Here is a 20,497-nt window from a genome sequence, read left to right as displayed (position 1 = left end):
TCAACAAACTGTAGACATTTATAACGCTAAACAAGCAGCAGCTCGTTCAGAACTCAATAATGCTCAACATGTAATAGATGATGGTAATGCTAGTGCTCAACAAATTGCTGCAGAAAAAACTAAAGTCGATCAAGCGTTACAAGCTTTAAATAATGCAAAAGATGGTTTAAGAGCCGATAAATCTCAATTGCAAACTGCTTACAACAAATTAACTGAACATATTAGCACAGAGGGTAAAACACCAGCTAGTATTCATAAATACAATGATGCTATTGCTAAAATTCGATCACAAATTGATTCTGCTAAAAATGAGGCAAAACAAGTATTAGATAGCAGTAACCCAACAGTTTCGCAAGTTAATGATGCTTTAAATAAAATTAAAGCTGTTCAACCTAAAATAACTAGTGCCAATAACTTGCTAGAAAATAAAGCAGATAATAGTGAATTAGTTTCTGCTAAAAATCAACTACAACGAACATTACAAACAACTGTATCAACTGATGGTATGACAGCACAAAGTACTCAAAACTTCATTAATAAACATCAAGCAGCTGAACAAGCGATTCAAAATGCCACTAATGTTATTAATAATGGGGATGCTACTGCTCAACAAATTACTGAAGCTAAAAATAGAGTTAACCAAGCCGAAAGAGAGTATACAGAAGCTAAAAATAATTTAAGAGCAGATAAAACTCAATTAGAAAATGCTTATAATCATTTAAATCAATCAGTTAACTTAACAGATAAAAAACCATCGTCAGTTGAAAGATATGAACGAGAATTAAATAGCTTTAAAAATGAACTAGACAGTGCTAAAGCTGAGGCAAATAGTGTAATTAATAATAATAATCCTTCAGTTGAACAAGTTAGAAATGCACTTAATAAGGTTAATGCAGTCCAAACAAAAGTAAATCAAGCTGAAGCTTTATTGCAACCTAAAGAAAATAATTCTGCACTTGTAAATGCAAAACAACTACTAGAAAACGCTATAAACCAAGTCCCTTCAACAGAAGGTATGACTGAGCAGTCAATAGCTAATTACAATGCCAAAAAACAAGCGGCACAAACTGAACTTCAAAAAGCTGATCAAGTAATTGCAAACGGCGATGCATCAGCCAGTGAAATTTCTAATGAAAAAACAAAAGTTGAAGAGGCTACTACAGCTTTAAATAAAGCCAAAAATGATTTGAGAGCTGATAAATCTCAATTACAAGCTGCTTATAATGAATTAACAAAACCTGTTAATACTTCTGATAAAACACCAGCTAGTATTAAAGAATATAATAAAGCGATAGCACAAATTAATTCACAAATAAACAATGCTAAAAGTGAAGCTAATTCAGTACTTCAGAATGATAACCCTACAGTTAATACTGTCAAGGAAGCTCTTAGAAAAATCCAAGCTATTCAACCTGAAGTTACTAAAGCAGTCAACTTATTACATCAAAAAGCAGACAATAGCGAACTAGTTAACGCTAAACAACGATTACAACAAGCTCTTGATTCAACTCCTTCAACTACTGGAATGACTCAACAATCTGTTCAAAATTACAATGCCAAAAAACAAGCGGCACAAGCTGAACTTCAAACAGCTGAGCAAGTAATTACTAACGGTGATGCTACTGCTCAACAAATTTCAGCTGAAAAGGATAAAGTTGAACAAGCTTTACAAGCATTGAATAGTGCTAAAAATGATTTGAGAGCTGATAAGTCAGAACTTCAAACCGCTTACAATACATTAACTGAACAAGTTAGTACTGAGGGTAAAACGCCTGCAAGCATTAAAAAGTATCAAGACGCTAAAGCTAAGATTCAAAATCAGATTAATGCAGCTCAAAATGAAGCTAAACAAATTTTAGATAACAGTAACCCAACCGTTTCGCAAGTTAATAACGCATTAAACAACATTAAAGCTGTTCAACCCAAGTTAGACAGTGCAATTCATTTATTAGAAAACAAGGCTAACAATAACGAATTAGTTACTGCTAAAAATCAATTACAAGCAGCTTTAAATCAACCTGATCCAACACATGGTATGACTCCTCAAACAATTACAAATTACAATGCTAAAAAAGCTGATGCACAAAGTGCCATCAACCTAGCAAACTCAATAATTGATAATGGCGATGCTACTGCTCAACAAATTGCGGATGAAAAATCTAAAGTTAATCAAGCATTGCAAGCACTTAATGATGCTAAGCAACATTTAACTGCTGATACAAGTAAATTACAAAATGCATTGAATGGATTGAATAGAACAGGTGATACTAACAATAAAAAACCAAATAGTATTGAATCTTATAATAAAGCGATGCAAGCATTACAATCTCAAATTACTGCTGCTAAAAATAATGCAAATACAGTAATTCAAAAGGCTATTCGCACTGTAAATGAAGTGGATCAAGCTTTACAAGAAGTAAATCAAGTTAACCAACAATTAACTGAAGCGATTAATAAACTTCAACCTTTAGCAAATAATGAAGCACTGAAAGTAGCGAGAACTCAACTTGAAGATAAAATAAATGAAATTATTCATACGGAAGGTATGACGCAACAGTCTGTAAATGCTTATCAACATGCCAAACAAGAAGCTCAAACTGAGTCAAATTTAGCTCAAGCTTTAATTAATAATGGTAATGCTACTGATCAAGAGATTTCAACAGAAATAGAAAAAGTAAACCAAAAACTTGATAATTTATCATCAGCGATAAATGGTTTAACTGTTAATAAAGAACCTCTAGAATCAGCAAAACAACAATTACAAAACAATATCGATTCTGCCCCTAGTACTGTGGGTATGACAAAGCAGTCTGTTCAAGTCTACAATCAAAAACTGCAAGCGGCTAAAGATGAAATCAATACTATTAATAACGTACTTGCTAACAACCCTAATGTTGAAGCTATTAATACTAATAAAGCGACCGCAGAGCGAATTAATAATGAATTAACTCAAGCTAAACAAGCGCTCAAAGTTGATATACAACCTTTAAAAACAGCTATGAAAAATATTCAAACAGCAATTGACGCAGGTACTAACACTGACGGTATGACATCCGACTCAGTTGAAGATTTTAATGATTCGTTGAGTGAAGCACTTAGTGAAAAAACAAAAATCAATAAATTAACAAGACACCCAGATACTCTAACAGTAGAACAAGTCAACCAAGCAGTGGCAGATGCTAATCAAGTCATTAAGAATCTAAATCACGCTCGCGATTCTTTAATACCTGACAAAGATCCACTCGAAATAGCTAAGCAAGCACTTGAAAATAGCATCACTCAGCAAACTGATACAGAGGGCATGACTACACAATCTTTACAAAACTATAATGAAAAATTAGAAGCCGCTAAACAAGAATTAAATAAAGATAAAGGTATATTAAGCGGAAGCCCTACAGTAGCAGAGATTAGAGCAGCCGCACGTGAGACAAGTAAAATTCAACAGGCTTTAGATAACGCAAGATCCCAATTAGTTTTAGATAGACAGCCATTTATTACACATATCAATGGTGAAGGAAATCTTAACTCACCACAAAAAGAGGACTTTATTCAACAAATTAATAGCGCTGGTAATTATCGTGACTTAAAAGCTATTCAAAATAACGCTGACATATTAAATCAAGCTATGAAAACTTTAGCTGACAGCATTTCTAATTATCAAAATGTTAAACAAACTGAAAATTATATCGATGCATCAAATGATAAACGTCTAGCTTATGATGACGCTGTTAATTCAGCTAATGAGATTTTAAATCAAACTCATAACCCAACAATGAGTAGTGATGTAGTAAATCAAAAAGCTCAAATGGTACAACAAACTAAAGACGCGTTAGACGGTCAACAAAGATTAGCTGAAGCTAAAGAACAAGCTATTAATCATCTAAGTGATTTACATGATTTGAATAATGCTCAACGCCAAGCTTTAACTGATCAAATTAATCATTCAGATAACATAACATCAGTTAATCAAATTAAAGGCAATGCAAATGCCGTTAATACAGCAATGACTGGATTAAAACAAAGTGTCGCAGACAACGATAGTGAAATTCAACAAGGCAACTATATAAATGCGGATAAAGATAAACAAGACGCTTATAATAGTGCAGTTAATCAAGCTAAACAAATCATTAATGAATCCAATAAAATTAATGCTCAACTAAACCCTAGTGAGATAAGTAAAATTACTGAAAAAGTTAACTCAACTAAAAATGATTTGAACGGTAATAATAAACTAGCTGAAGCTAAAACTAATGCTAAGAATGCAATTGATGGTTTAACATATTTGAATGATGCACAACGTGCTAAAGCTAAAGAGAATGTTGAGCATGCTACTACTAGATCAAATATTACTAGCCAATTACAAGACTACGCTAACTTGAATAATGCTATGAAATCGTTACGCGAGAGCGTAAATAATGTTAATCATATTAAAGCAAGTAGTAATTATATCAACGAAGATAATGAACCTAAAGAAGCATATAACCAAGCTGTAACAAATGCTCAGACATTAATAAATGCATCAAGCAATCCTGTTATGAGCGTAAACACTGTAAATGAAAAAGCTCAAGCTGTGACTACAGCTCAAAATAATTTACATGGTCAACAAAAATTACAAGAAGCACAACATAATGCAGACACTGAAATAGATAATTTAACTCACTTAACACCAGCACAAAAATCAGCTGAAAAAGCATTAATCAATAACAAAAACACTCGCACAGAAGTTCAAACACAACTTGATGATGCTAAAACTTTAGATAGTTCAATGGGCTCTTTAAAATCATTAGTTAATGATCAAAGTCAAGTTCAATCAACAAGTAACTATATTAATGAAGATCAACCTCAGAAAACTGCCTATAACAACGCTATTACTGAGGGACAAACTATCATTGATAAAACTTCTGATCCAATATTAAATAACAATACTGTTATACAAGCAATAAATAATATTAATACTAAGAAATCAGAACTTCATGGTGAACAAAAATTAGAAGCTGATAAAACTAGTGCAAATAATTCTTTAAATAAATTATCTAATTTAAACACACCTCAAAAAGAGGCTATTAAAGGCGTAATAGATAGCTCTAATACACGAACTAAGATATCATCAGAGTTGGAAAAAGCTAAAACTATTAACAATGCAATGCATACGCTAAGACAAAACATTACTGATAACGCTAATGTACCGACTCAAAGTAATTACATTAATGCTGAACCAGATAAACAACAAGCTTATACAGATGCTATTAATACAGCTAAAGGTATTATTGATGAAAAACAAGCGACTTTAGATCCAAATATTATTAATCAAAAAGCACAAGCTATTATAACTACCAAAAATGCCTTAGATGGTGAAGCTCAGCTTCGTAAAGCTAAAGAAGATGCGGATAATACGATAAATTCATTAAATCAACTTACAAATGCTCAGAGAACTAAAGAAAAAGAATTGATTAATGGAGTTCAAACAAGACCAGAAGTTGCATCACAATTAAGTAAAGCTAAAGAACTTAATAAAGTGATGGAACAACTTAATAATCTTATAAATGATAAGAATAATGTTTTAAGTAGTAGTAAGTATATAAATGAAGATACAGCTCAACAAAACGCTTATACTTCTGCCATAGCGAATGCTGAAGCAATTAAAGATAAAACTCAGCACCCTGAATTAGATAAAAATTCAATTCAACAAGCTATTAATCAAATTAATTCAGCGATTAATAACTTAAATGGAGAAACTAAATTAGCTAAAGCTAAACAAGATGCTCAAGCAACAATTAACAATCTCAATGGTTTAACTAATGCCCAAAAATCCAATGAAAATAACACTATAAGTTCAGCTAAAACTAGAGACCAAGTTTCTAGCACTTTAAGTGAAGCTCAAGCATTAGATCAATCTATGAAAACTTTGCGTAATTTGGTCAACGCTAAGGATCAAGTTCACCATTCAAGTGACTATATTAATGAAGATACAGCTCAACAAAATGCTTATAATAATGCAATTGATAATGGCGAAGACATTATTAGCGGTCAACAAAATCCAATTATGAATAAAACAACAATTGACCAAGCTATTAATCAAATCAATAACGCTAAAAATGCTTTACATGGTGCTAATAAATTACAACAAGCTAAAAATGAAGCTAATCAAACTATCAATCAATTAGGTTATTTAAATGATCCTCAAAAAACTGGAGAAGAGGCTCTTGTAAATAGTTCAACTACTAGAACTGACGTTGCAAATCAACTTAACGAAGCTAAAGCTTTGAATAACTCAATGAAACAGTTGAGAGATAAAGTTGCCGAAAGTACTAGAGTAAAACAAAGTAGTGATTATATTAATGAGACTCCTGAACATAAAAGCGCATACGATCAAGCGCTTCAACAAGCACAATCAATCATTAATGAAAGTAGTAAGCCTACTTTAGATAAAACAGTAATTGAACAAAAAGTTCAAAACTTAACTAATGCTCAAAATGCATTACATGGAGCACGTCTTCTTGACAATGCTAAAAATAATGCTATTAGTGAAATTAATAAACTCTCAGGATTAAACGATGCACAACGTCAAAAAGCAATCCAAAATATTCAAGCACAAACCACAATTCCAGATGTTAACCAACAATTAACTACTGATAAAGAATTAAATAATGCTATGAAATTGTTAAGAGATGCTGTTAATCAACAAAATCAAGTTCATCAACAAAGTAACTATTTCAATGAAGATCAACAACCTAAAAATAATTACGATGCAGCTATTCGAGCTGGACAAAACATTATTAATAAAACACACGATCCAGTAATGAATAAAAGTGAAATTGAACAAGCAACTAACCAAATCAACACAACTAAAAATGCATTAGATGGTGAAAATAAATTACACACTGATCAACAAAATGCTAATAGGGAGATAGAGGGATTAACGAGCTTAAATCCTCAACAAATAAGTGCTGAAAAGAATCAAGTAAATCAAGCAACAACAAGAACTGACGTTGCACAAGATTTAGCATCTGCTAAAGCGTTAAATGATGCAATGAAAGCCTTAAGAGATGGTATTAACAATAAAGATGAAGTAAGACATAGTAGTGCTTATATCAATGCTGATCCTACAAAGATCTCCGCCTACGACCAAGCTCTACAAAATGCTGAAAACATCATTAACGCCGCACCTCAAGTTGAATTAAATAAAGATAAAATTCAACAAGCGTTAACACGTGTTCAACAAACTCAACAAGCACTCGATGGTGTAAGTCAATTAGCTTCAGCTAAACAATCTGCAACTCAGGATGTAAATGGTTTAACTAGTCTTAACGATGGTCAAAAACGCGAAATAAATAAACTCATTTCTAATGCAGAAACTCGACCTAAAGTTCAAGAACTATTAACTCAAGCTAATGGATTAAATACTGCGATGAAAGCTTTAAGAGATAGCATTCAAAATACAAACCAAGTCAAACAAGGTAGTAATTATATCAATGAAGATCCAACTCAACAACGTGATTATAATAATGCAGTTAATAATGCTGAAAGTACTATTAATAACAATACTCATCCAGTCTTAGATAAAGCAGAAATAGAACAATTAACTCACACTGTTAGTAATACGGAAAATGCTTTACACGGTATTCAAAAACTCAAAAAAGAGCAACAATCAGCAGAAACTGAGATAAGTGGTTTAACGAGTCTTAATGACCCACAAAAAACTGCGGAAATTGCAAAAGTTAAAGCTGCAACAACTCGTACAGAGGTTAATCAATTACTTGAATCTTCAAAAACTTTAAATACTGCTATGCATGGTTTAAGAGAAAGCATAAAAGATAAAGCAGAGATTAAAAATAGTAGTAAGTATATAAACGAAGATCAATCTGAACAACAAGCATATGATAACGCTGTTACCAATGCACAACAGGTTATCGATGAAACTCAAGCAACATTAGATACAAACGCTATTAATAATTTAACTAACGCCGTTACACGAGCTGAGTCGAATTTGCATGGTGATACTAAGTTACAACAAGATAAAGATCGTGCTAAACAAGCTATCTCTCAATTACCAAATCTCAATGATGCTCAGAAACACATGGAAGATTCAATAATAGATAGTCAAGATACACGTACGAATGTAAATCAAGATGTAACAGCAGCTCAAGAATTAAATGGTTTAATGGGTACTTTAAAAGAGAGTATTAAAGATAATGCCACAATTATTTCAAATGGTAACTACATTAATGCTGAACCAACAAAAAAACAAGCATATGATCAAGCTGTTCAGCATGCTAAAGACATCATTAATGGTACAAATCAACCAACTATTAATAAAGACGATGTTTCAAGAGCAACACAAACAGTAAATAATACCAAAGTTGCATTAGATGGTGATCATAGATTAGAAGAAGCTCAAAATACTGCGAATCAAACCATAACTAACTTAACTAATTTAAATAACGCTCAAAAAACTGCTGAGAAACAATTAGTTAATCAATCACCTACACTTGAGCAAGTTCAACAAATCTTGCAAACTGCTCAAGATTTAGATCGTGCTATGGGAGCTTTAAGACAAAGTATCGCTAACCAAGATCAAGTTAAATCCGAAAGCAAATATTTAAATGAAGATCCAACTGTAAAAGCAAATTATAATCAAGCTGTTCAACGTGCTGAAGATATTATTAATGCGACTCAAAATCCAGAACTCAATAAAGGCACTATAGAACAAGCTACTCAGGCTGTACAAAATGCTGAACAAGCCCTTCATGGAGTAGAAAAATTAAATCAAGATAAAACTACTGCTTCAAAAGAGCTAAATAATTTGACTAACTTAACAGATGCCCAACGTGAGAAACTTAAAGAATTAATTAACCATTCTGATAGTAGAGATGATATCAAACAAGAACTTGAACAAGCTAAGCAACTTAACAACTCAATGGAACAACTTAAAAATCAAGTTGCCCTTAAGGATAGCGTTCATTCAAGTAGTAACTATTTCAATGAAGATTCTGCTCAAAAACAAGCATATGACGACGCGATTAAACATGCTGAAGACATTATCAAAAATACTAATAATCCAAATATCAATCCACAAGATATCATTAAAGCATTAAATAATATTAAAACAGCAACAGATAATTTACATGGTGAGCAACGTCTACAAAATGAAAAAGACACTTCTAATAATTCAATTAATCATATGACGCATCTTAATCAACCACAAAAAGATGCTTTAAAACAAGCTATCGATGGCGCTACAACTAGAGAGCAAGTAGCAGAAAAACTTAAAGAAGCGAAAGCACTGGATAATGCCATGAAACAACTTGAAGATCAAGTTAATCAAGATCCAGCAATTACATCTAGTAGTAAGTTTGAGAATGAAGATACAGAACAACAAAAAGCATATAACAACGCTATAAACGCTGCTAAAGATATTATCAATCAAACTTCTAATCCAACATTAGATAAAAATAAAATTGATGATGCGCTACACAACATCCAGAATGCTGTTAATCATTTACACGGCGAGCAAAAATTAGAACAAGCTAAACAAGAAGCAAATGATCAATTAAATCATTTAAATGATTTAACTAATGAACAAAAAGCTCACTTTAAACCATTAATTGATAACGCTGATACTAGAGCCGAAGTTAAAAAACAACTAGATATTGCTAAACAATTAAATAGTGATATGTCAGACATTAAAGATCAAATTGCAAAACAAAGCATAGTACACCAATCAGGTAATTATGTTAATGCTGACGATGCTACTAAACAGGCTTATGATAATGCTATTAAAGAAGCTAAAGAATTAATAGATAATCATCCTGATACATTAGATCATCTTAAACTTCAAAAATTGATTAATAAAATTGATGATGCTCAAAACGCATTAAATGGTCAATCAAGATTTGACGCTGCTCAAAAAGAGGCACTCAAAGAACTTGGTACATTAAATAGCCTTAATCAACCGCAACGTAAAAAACTTGAAGATAATTTAAACAATGCAACGACATTAGATGGATTATCTCAAGAATTACAAAAAGCTAAAGAGCTTAATAACGCTATGAAGGCTATGAGAGTTAGTATTAAGGATCAAGATCAAGTACGACAAAGTAGTGATTATACAAATGCAGATTCTACTCAACAACACGCTTATGATGATGCTGTTAATAATATCAACAATATTATTACTGAAACTAATGCGACTATGGATCCTCAAAGTGTTAATCAAGCTACTCAAGCATTAGAGAACGCAAAACATGCTTTAAATGGAGCTCAAAAACTTCAAGACGATAAAAATAATGCTAAACAAGAAATTGGAAACTTAACAGGTTTAACTGATTCTCAAAAACACGCCTTAGATAAAGCTATAGATCAGTTAACACATAGAACTGAGATAAGTAAAAAATTAAAAGAAGCTAAATTCCTTAATAATGAAATGGAAGAATTAAAAGCAGCTGTCGCAAAAGCTTCTAATATTAGACAAACTAGTGACTATATCAACGAGGATACACCTCAAAAAGAAGCTTATGATAATGCTATTAAAAAAGGACAAGCAATTATTGATGCACATAACGATCCAACAATGAATGGAAGTGACATTAGTAATGTTATTCAACAAATTAATAGCGCTGAACATGGATTACATGGAGAACAAAAATTACAACAAGCCAAAAACAACGCAATAAATGATGTTTATGGTTTGAATAACTTAAATCGTGCTCAAACTGCCAAAGAAGTTCAGGATATTCAAGCATCTGAAACTAGAACAGCTGTGGAACATCAATTAGAACAAGCTAAAGTTTTAAATCAAGCAATGAAAGAATTGAAACAAAGTATTGCCGACAAAAACGATACGCTTAACTCTAGTAACTACATTAACGAAGATCCAGATAAGAAAATAGCTTATGATAATGCTTTGAGTAATGCTGAACATTTGTTAAATCAACAAAATGATCCAACGATGGATCCAAGAGAAATTAATGCTGCTGCTCAAAAAGTAAAAGAAACTAAAGATGCATTACATGGTGCAGATAAATTAACTCAAAGCCAAAATGAATCTAATGAAACTATAAATCATTTACCGAACTTAAATGATAAACAAAAACAAGCTCTAAATAATTTAATTAATCAAGCTACAACTAAACAAAAAGTAGCAGAAATTGTTAACCAAGCAAATGAACTTAATAGCGAAATGGGCAAACTCAAATCATTAGTTGAACAACAACCTAGCGTTCATAAGCAAAGCAATTATTTGAATGAAGACCCTGAAATTCAAAGAATATATGATAAAGCTATTCAAAGCGGACAAGACATCATCAGTGGAAATACTACTGATGTATTAAGTAAAAATGATATTAGTAATGCTATTCAAAATATAGAACTAGCAAAAGGCGATCTTCATGGAGAACAAAAATTACAAAAAGCTCAACAAGATGCTAATAACGAAATAGATCAATTAAGAAACTTGAATGACCCTCAAAGACAAGCAGAGCACAAAGAAATTAATAGTGCACCTTCAAGAACAGAAGTTCAAAGTGATTTAAATAACGCTAAAGCATTAAATGAAGCGATGCATCAGTTAGAGAACGAAGTTCATCTAGAGAATAGCATTAAACAATCAAGTAACTATATTAATGAAGACCCAGCCTCTCAAAATGCTTATAATGATGCTTTACAAAAAGCGAAGAATATCATTAATGCAGTACCTGATAAAACTTTAGATAAAACTACAATTGAGCAAGCATTAAATCAATTACAAAGTGCAAGTGAAGCTTTACATGGTGAACAAAAACTACAAGAATCGAAAGATCAAGCTAATAGTCAAATTGATCGATTAGAATCACTTAATCCTGGACAAGTATTAGCAGAAAAAACATTAGTTAATCAATCTCAAACTATATCTGGTGTTCAAGAGGCACTTCAAAAAGCAAAAGAACTTAATGAAGCCATGAAATCTCTTAGAGCTGAAGTAGATAAAGAAAATCAAGTCAAAACAGAAAGTAAATACATTAATGCTGATCACACTAATCAAGTTAACTATGATTCTGCCATCAACCAAGGTACTCAAATTATTACAACGTCACAACCACCAGAGCTTAACAAAGATGTAATTAATAAAACGACTCAGACTATCATTAATGCTCAAAACAACTTAAATGGGGAAGCTAAGTTAACTGAAGCTAAAACAACTGGTAATCAAGCTATTGATAAATTAGATGGACTAACAGAGGCTCAAAAGAATAAAGAACGTGAATTGATTAATCAAGCGTCAACTAAAGCACAAGTGAATAACATCATTAATGACGCTAATCAATTAAATGACTCAATGAAACAATTGCAACAAGCTATCAACAACGCTAGTAACGTTAAACAAAGTAGTGATTATATTAATGAAGATCCTACTCAAAAAAATGCCTACGATAAAGCAATTCAAGCTGCTAAAGATTTAATCAATGCTCAACCTCCTACTATGGACAAAGGAGAAATAGATAAAGCTTTAGCAAATGTTAATCAAGCACTTAATAATTTACATGGTAGCGATAAATTGCTTGAAGCCCAAAAAGAGGCCTCATCACAATTAAACAACTTTAACAATTTGACTAACGGTCAACATGGCAAGCTAGTTGATGACATTTTCAATGCACCGACTAAAACTCAAGTTGCTCAAGTATTGGAAAATGCAAAACAACTTAACAACACAATGAAAGCACTGAGAGATTCAATTGCTGATAATGAACAAGTTCTTCATAGTAGCAAATATATTAATGAAGACCCTGAACAACAAGCTGCTTATAATCAAGCGGTAACAAAAGCTAAGAACATTATCAACGACAATCCTGACCCTACATTATCCAATAGTGATGTTCAAAATATTGTAAATGAAGTTACTCAAGCTAAAGACAATTTACATGGAGATCAAAAACTTGCGACTGATAAGACAAATGCAAAAGATACTTTAGATCATTTAACGCATTTAAACCATGCGCAAAGACAAGAACTTGAGGAAGAAATTCGTGATGCAACTACGAGACCTGGTGTTCAAAGTGTAGCTAAATTAGCCAACCAACTTAACGATGCGATGAAAAAATTAGAAGACGCATTAGCTGGCAATGAAACTGTAAAACAAACTAGTAATTACATTAATGAAGATACAGCTCAAAAAGGAAACTATGATAACTATGTAAACCAAGCTAAACAAATTGTAGATCAACAAGATAACCCTAATATGTCTCCAGAAAATATTAATGAAGTTACTCAAAAACTAGACGCTGCTAAAAATGATCTTCATGGAGAACAAAAATTAGAACAAGATAAACAACAAGCAACTGAACGTATTAATCAAATGAAGAGCTTGAACCAAGCTCAAAAAGACGAGCTAAATCATGAAATTCAACAAGCCCAAACACGACCAGACATCGTTGCTACAGTTAATAAAGCTAAACCATTAGATACAGCAATGAAAAAATTAAGAGACAGTATTGCTGATGCTAATGATATTAAACAAACAAGCAATTACATCAATGAAGTACCAAGTATTCAAAATGCTTATGACAATGCTGTAGATCATGCTCAACAAATTATTAATCAAACTTCTAATCCAACTATGGATCCTTTAGTAATAGAGCGTGATACTTCAAATGTTCAAACAACTAAGAATAACCTTCACGGCGAACGTGTACTTAATGATGATAAACGCACACAAACATATGCAGTAAATCATTTAGATAATCTTAACCAAGCTCAAAAAGAAGCTTTAACACATGAAATACAACAAGCAACTAGAGTTTCTGATGTTAATAATGTCTACAACAAAGCTAGAGCTTTAGATTCCGAAATGCAAAAACTTAAAGACATTGTGGGACAACAAGATAGCGTAAGAAAAACTAGCAATTATGTTAATGAAGATAGTACAGCGCAACAAGCGTATAACGATGCTATTGCACAGGGCCAAGCAATCATTGATCAAACGACACAACCTACTATGTCAAATGACGAAATCGAAAATACGATTAATAAAATAAAACAAAAAGTTACTGCTCTTGAGGGAGAACATAAATTACAAGTAGCTAAAGAAAATGCCAATAACGTTATCGATAGCTTAAGTAATTTAAACACTCCTCAGAAAATTGCTGAAAAAGCACTTATTAATAAAGCTACAACCAGAGATAACGTTACTCAGCAAATGCATATTGCACAAGAACTTAATGATGCAATGGGTAAACTAAGAAACAGTATTCAAGATCAAGCGACTGTAAGACAAGAAAGTAGATACATCAATGAAAACGAAGATAAACAACAAGCTTATAATCATGCAGTAACTGATGCAGAAAGTGTTATCAATGAGCACAATCCAACATTAAATAAAGACACAATTGAACAGTTGACTCAACAAGTTAATCAGGCTAAAGATGCCTTAAATGGTGTAAAATTACTAAACGGAGATAAACAAACTGCTCATCAAACTATTTCTACATTGAATCATTTAAACACAGCTCAACAACAAGCATTTAATGAACAAATTGACAATGCACCAACTAGAGCTGAGGTTCAACAAATCATAGGACAAGCAGATGTTTTAAATAACATGATGAAAGCTTTGGAAAATAGTATCAAAGATAAAGATCAAGTTAAAAATTCTAGTGATTATATTAATGAAGACCCTGCCGAACAACAGGCGTATGATAATGCTGTCACAAACGTAGAGAATATATTGCATCAAACGACTCAACCAACAATGTCTGTTAGCGACATCCAAAGTGCCATTGATAATGTTCGAAATGCGAAAAATAACCTTCATGGCTTAAATAAACTTAACATTGCCAAAGACGAAGCTGCTAAACAATTACGTAAATTATCAAGTTTAACTTCACCTCAAAGTGGCGACATTGCTAAACAAATCTATGGCGCAGATACAAGAGCTGAAGTGACTCAAGCTCTAGATAAAGCGCAAGCATTAAATAAAGCTATGAATGCACTTAACAATGTCTTCGATCAAAGTACAAATGTCTTGAATAGTAGCCAATTTATTAATGAAGATCAACCTGAACAAGATGCTTATAAACAAGCACTTCAAAACATAGAAAAAGTTATTTATAGACAGGATAACCCTGAAATGGATCCAACTGTAATAAATAACTTAACGCATGGACTTGAAGCTGCTCAAAGCAACCTACACGGTGATCAAAAACTTGCCCAAGCAAAACAAGATGCTGCAAACACAATTAATGGTTTAACTCATCTTAATACAGCACAACGCGAACAAATCATCAACAAAAATACTAATTCTAAAACTCGTAGTGAAGTAGCAGAAAACTTAAATAACGCGCAAGCACTTGATCAAGCAATGAAATCTTTAGAAAATGTCGTAGCTGAAAGTAATAATGTGAAAAATAGTAGTAAGTACTTAAACGAGGATTCTAAATTCCAAGACCAGTATGATCAAAAAGTAACAGAAGCTAAAGATTTGATTAATCAAACTACTAATCCAACATTAGAACCTAATAAAGTTGATATTATAAAAAATAGAGTATTGGCTGCTGAGAACAATCTACTTGGCGCTGAAAAATTAGCCTACGATAAAGCTAAAGCACAATATGACATTGATGATATGAAAAACCTTAATGACGCACAAAAACAATCAATTGTTAAAGCGATTAAAAATGCGCCTTTAAGAACAGAAGTAAAACAATTGCTCCAACAAGCTAAAGATCTTGATAACGACATGAAAGCTCTTAAGGATAAAACCCAACAAGTGATTATAGATAAAGCGTCACCTAACTATACTGAGTCTTCAGATGATAGAAAAGAAACACTTAATCAATCACTTAATAATGCAGAAGCTATAATTAATAAAACTAATGGTACAGATGCTAATAAAGAACAAGTAGAGCAAGTTCTAAATCAACTTAATCAAGCTTCTGAAAACCTTAATGGTGATCAACGTGTGCAAGAAGCTAAAACTGACGCAAATAATACTATCGATCAACTTAAATATTTAAATGCGAGTCAACAACAAACAGCCAAAGATAACGTTCAACATGCTACTAAACTTGATGAAATAGCAACTGCTAAAGCAAATGCCCAAGCTCTAAATAAAGCAATGGGACAATTAAAACAATTTATCGATGATGCTGATTCTGTTGAGCATGGAGATAATTATCGTCAAGCAGATGATGATAGAATCACAGCATATGATGATGCTTTAGAGCACGCTCAAAACGTAATTAAAACAAATGCAACACAACAAGAAATAGAAGAAGCAATTCATCAAATTAGCCACGCTAAAAATGACTTAAATGGTATCGCTAGATTAGTGGAGGCTAGACCTAAAGCTTTAGCTTACATTAATTCATTAGATAAAATTAATGATGCTCAAAGAACCGCTTTAGTAGATAAGATCAATCAATCTCATGATTTGATTGAAATTAATCACATCGTTGATGATGGAACAAACTTAAATGACATCATGCACGAGTTAGCTCAATCAATTATCGATAACTATGCACCAACTAAGGCGAGCATCAACTATATTAATGCAGATACACAATTAAGAGATAACTTTAAACAAGCGATTAACAATGCTAGAAATGTTCTTAATAAAACTAAAGGTCAAAACCTAGATTTCGAAGCTGTTGACGCACTTATAGATGCAATTTCAGAAACTAAAGACGCTTTAAATGGTATTGAACGTTTGAAAGCTGCAAAACTGAAAGCAGATAAATTTATAGAAGGTTTAAATCACATTAATAAAGCTCAATTAACTCATGCACTCAAAGATGTAGCAAGTACAGATTCATTAACTAAATTATCTCGTCTAATTAACAAATCTATGAACTTAGACAACGCTATGAAAGCATTAAAAGATAGCTTAATCAATAATGCTGCACCTGTTCAAGCGAGCTCAAATTATATTAATGCTGATAACGATCTTAAAAATCAATTTGATGAAGCATTAAATAACGCTAGAAAAGCCCTAGCCAAATCAACAGGTAAAGACTTAGACGAAAATCAAGTAGACGGTTTAAAACAAGCAATTATAGATACGAAAGATGCTCTCAACGGGGAAGAACGTCTTGCTAAAGCGAAAGCTAAAGCACAAGAATACGTTCAAACATTATCAAATTTAAATAATGCTCAACGTAAAGTTGCTGAAAATAGTATCACTAATTCAGAAGATCTTAATTCACTAGCTGAATCAATCTCGAAAGTTACTGAATTAAATCAAGCTATGGAAGATTTACACAATGCTTTAATAAGTAATGCAACACCTGTTCATGCGAGTGTTAACTACATCAATGCAGACGAGGATTTACAAAATCAATTTGATCAAGCGCTTCAACAAGCAAGAAATACATTGTCTAAAGCTACAGGTAAACCTGCTTCAATTGAAGAAGTTCAAGGCTTAATTCAGTCTATTAAAGATACTAAAGAAGCATTAAATGGTGATCAACGTCTTGCTAAAGCTAAATTTAAAGCTGAGATATTTATTAATCAATTAAAAGATTTAAATAATGCTCAACGTGTAGACTCAATTAAACAAGCAAATGATACTGATAATCTAAAAGATTTATCGCAAATCGTTTCTACTGCATCAGATTTAAATAATTCTATGTCAGAATTAAAAGCCAAATTAAAAGAAACAGTTAATCCTGTTAAATCAAGCATCAATTACATTAATGCCGACTATGATTTAAAACGTCAATTTAATAAAGCAATTAAAGACGCTAGAGAAGCATTAAGTAAAACTAAAGGCGCCAACCTCAACGAAAGAGATATTCAAGGATTATCTCAAGCAATTGATAGCACTAAAGATGCATTAAATGGTGAACAACGTCTTGCCGAAGCTAAAGAGAAATCTAAACAATTTATAAAACAACTTGATACTCTTAATAATGCTCAAAACAATTATTTAACAAATGAGATTAATAAATCTGATAATATTAAAGATATAACAAACATAGTAGATAATGCTTCAAGTCTAAATGATGCAATGAAAGACCTTAGAGATACCGTTGCACAATTAAACCAATCTACTAAAGATAGTATTAATTATCAAAATGCAGACGAAGATTTAAAATTACAATTTGATAATGCGATAAATATAGCTAATAATGTTTTAAACAAAAAAGATGGCGACAACTTAGATATCACTGTTATTGAAGGTATGACTCAAGCGATTAAAGATGCTAAAGACGCACTTAATGGTGAACAACGCCTTAAAAATGCTCAACAAGCTGCACATAAAGCTATTGACGATGCACTTAAACATCAACTTGATGAAATCAATCATGCTAATGCTACAGATGAATCAAAAGCACAAGCTATTAAATCTGTAGAGAATGCAGCTAAACATGCTAATGCTGATATTGATCATGCAAGTTCTAATACAGGCGTTTATAACGCTGAAAATGAAGGAACAACAGCTATTAAACATACGCATGCTGATGAATTACCAAAAGCTAAAATTGATGCTAATAATGATATCGATCAAAAATTAAAAGGTTTATTGAATAATATTGATCAAAACCCTAATTTATCTAATCAAGAAAAAGAGAAACTCAAAGATGATTTAAATCATGCAATCGAGAACATTAAAAACGAGATTGATCGTGCTACTAATAAACAAGCTGTTGCAGATGAAAAAGCTAAAGCAGATCAATTAATGAAAGGTACTCAAGATATCATATCTGCAAAAGAACAAGCTAAACAATCAATTAAAGATTTAGCACAACGTAAGCGAGATGCAATCAATAACAATCCTGATTTGACTGACCAGCAAAAAGCAAACGCACTTGCTGAAATCAATAAAGCGGAAAAAGAGGCTATTAAACAAATAGAGAACTCTAATTCTGTAGATCAAATTAACAAAGTTAAAGATGATAGTCTTAACCACATTGCGAAAATTGTAATATGGGATACTGATCAACAGCCATCAATACTTCATCGTCCTGATTTAAGCTTACAAGATGCGTTAGTTACAGGAAAAGTCATCGTGCATAGAGGTGCTACGATTACACTTAGTGAAATTGAAAGTGCCATGACTTTAGCTGATGGTCTTAAAGTTAGAATCATTTCATTACCTAACACAGGTAAAGTTGCAGATAACCTAACTGCGAAAGTTGAAGTGACTCTTGCGAACGATACATCAGTTATTGTCGATGTCCCTGTAGATGTTATTGAAAAAGAACTTCAAGTTGCAAAAGATGAAGCATCACAACAAATTGATCAAGCTACTAAACAAAAGTTAGATGAAATTGATAAAGATAAAATTTTAACCGAACAGCAAAAAGAACAAGCTAAAGCTGAAGTTCAAAAACTTAAAGATCAAGCTATTGATAAAATTAACAATTCAACTAATGTAAAAGATGTTGAAAATAATCAAAATAAAGATTTAAATGATATTAATCATTTTGATCCTAGACAATTTACATTGGACAAAGCTAAAGAAGCTAATAAAGCTGAAGTTAATAAACTTACACAAGAAGGTGTACAAGAAATTAAACATATTTCTGATTTATCACCTGAAGAACAAGCTCAATTCAATCATCAACTAAAAGATCTTGAATCTAAAGTTAATAACATGATTAAAAATGCAAAAGATCTAGACGAACTCAAACGCATTCTCAAAGATTTCAAAGCGCAACGCGATCACATCATTGCACAAGCTCATTTACTCGGTGAAAAACATAAAGCTGAACGTAGACTCAATAACGTTGTTAATAATAGAACTCAACAAATTATTAATGATATGTCAGCAAGTCAATACCAAAGACAATTAGCAATCAATCGTATTAGACAAATAGAATTAGATACTATGAATGCAATTCATCGTGCTAAAACAATCAAAGAAGTCCAAGACGCGTTACTGAATGGTATTCGTAGAATCATGGAAGTAGGTTTAGAAGGTTCATTTGATTCAATTTCCAATCAACAACGCGCTGCTAACAACGCTTATAAACAAGACGTCCGTCTAAGAGAAAATGATGTAAAAAGTCATATAGGTCAAACAGAATCTTACAAAGAAGTATTAAGTCACTCAGGTATTAAATCAGGTAAGAATAAACACAAAGAAGATGATCCTAAACATGTTAAACATCATGATAATAATTTCATCAATCGAGTTATCGATGACTTTGGCAAAGCAGTAGGCTTCATCACACTAACTGGTTTACTTTCAGGATTCTGGCTAGCGCTTGCTAAAAGACGTAAAAAAGAAGAGGAAGAAGAAAAACTGAATGATAAGAAGGATCTTCATATTTCCGATTCTAAAAAAGTAGAACCATTGATTATAGCTAAACGAAAAAAAGATAAAGAAGAAACTGTTATTGAAGAAGACAATAAAAAAGCAATTCCTGTAGTGAAAAATAAAAGAGAAAAAGAGGAGAACAAACAGATAGGAAGAGAGACATGTTCTTCGAAAAAAGCAAAAACAAATAAAACTCAACGTCCTTCTTCAAACACTAAGTCAAAAAAGGGTACTACTAAAAACAAAAAGCGCTCAAAAAAGTAA

General features: G+C 32.1%; 1 protein-coding gene (running past one end of the window). It reads left to right on the top strand.

What is annotated here, in order from left to right; all coding sequences use genetic code 11:
- A protein-coding gene (gene ebh, locus CM54_RS04160) for a hyperosmolarity resistance protein Ebh (RefSeq protein WP_037549151.1) crosses the window boundary here: on the top strand, positions 1-20,497 show its 3' portion. 8,918 nt of this gene lie to the left of the window's left edge; the window shows 20,497 of its 29,415 coding nt (coding positions 8,919-29,415); the start codon falls outside the window, past its left edge; it ends in the stop codon at positions 20,495-20,497.

This window comes from Staphylococcus sp. TE8, assembly GCF_000692055.1.
Taxonomy (GTDB): domain Bacteria; phylum Bacillota; class Bacilli; order Staphylococcales; family Staphylococcaceae; genus Staphylococcus; species Staphylococcus capitis.
The sequence above is the reverse complement of the archived record's forward strand: the minus strand, read 5'-3'. Positions and strand labels throughout refer to the sequence as shown.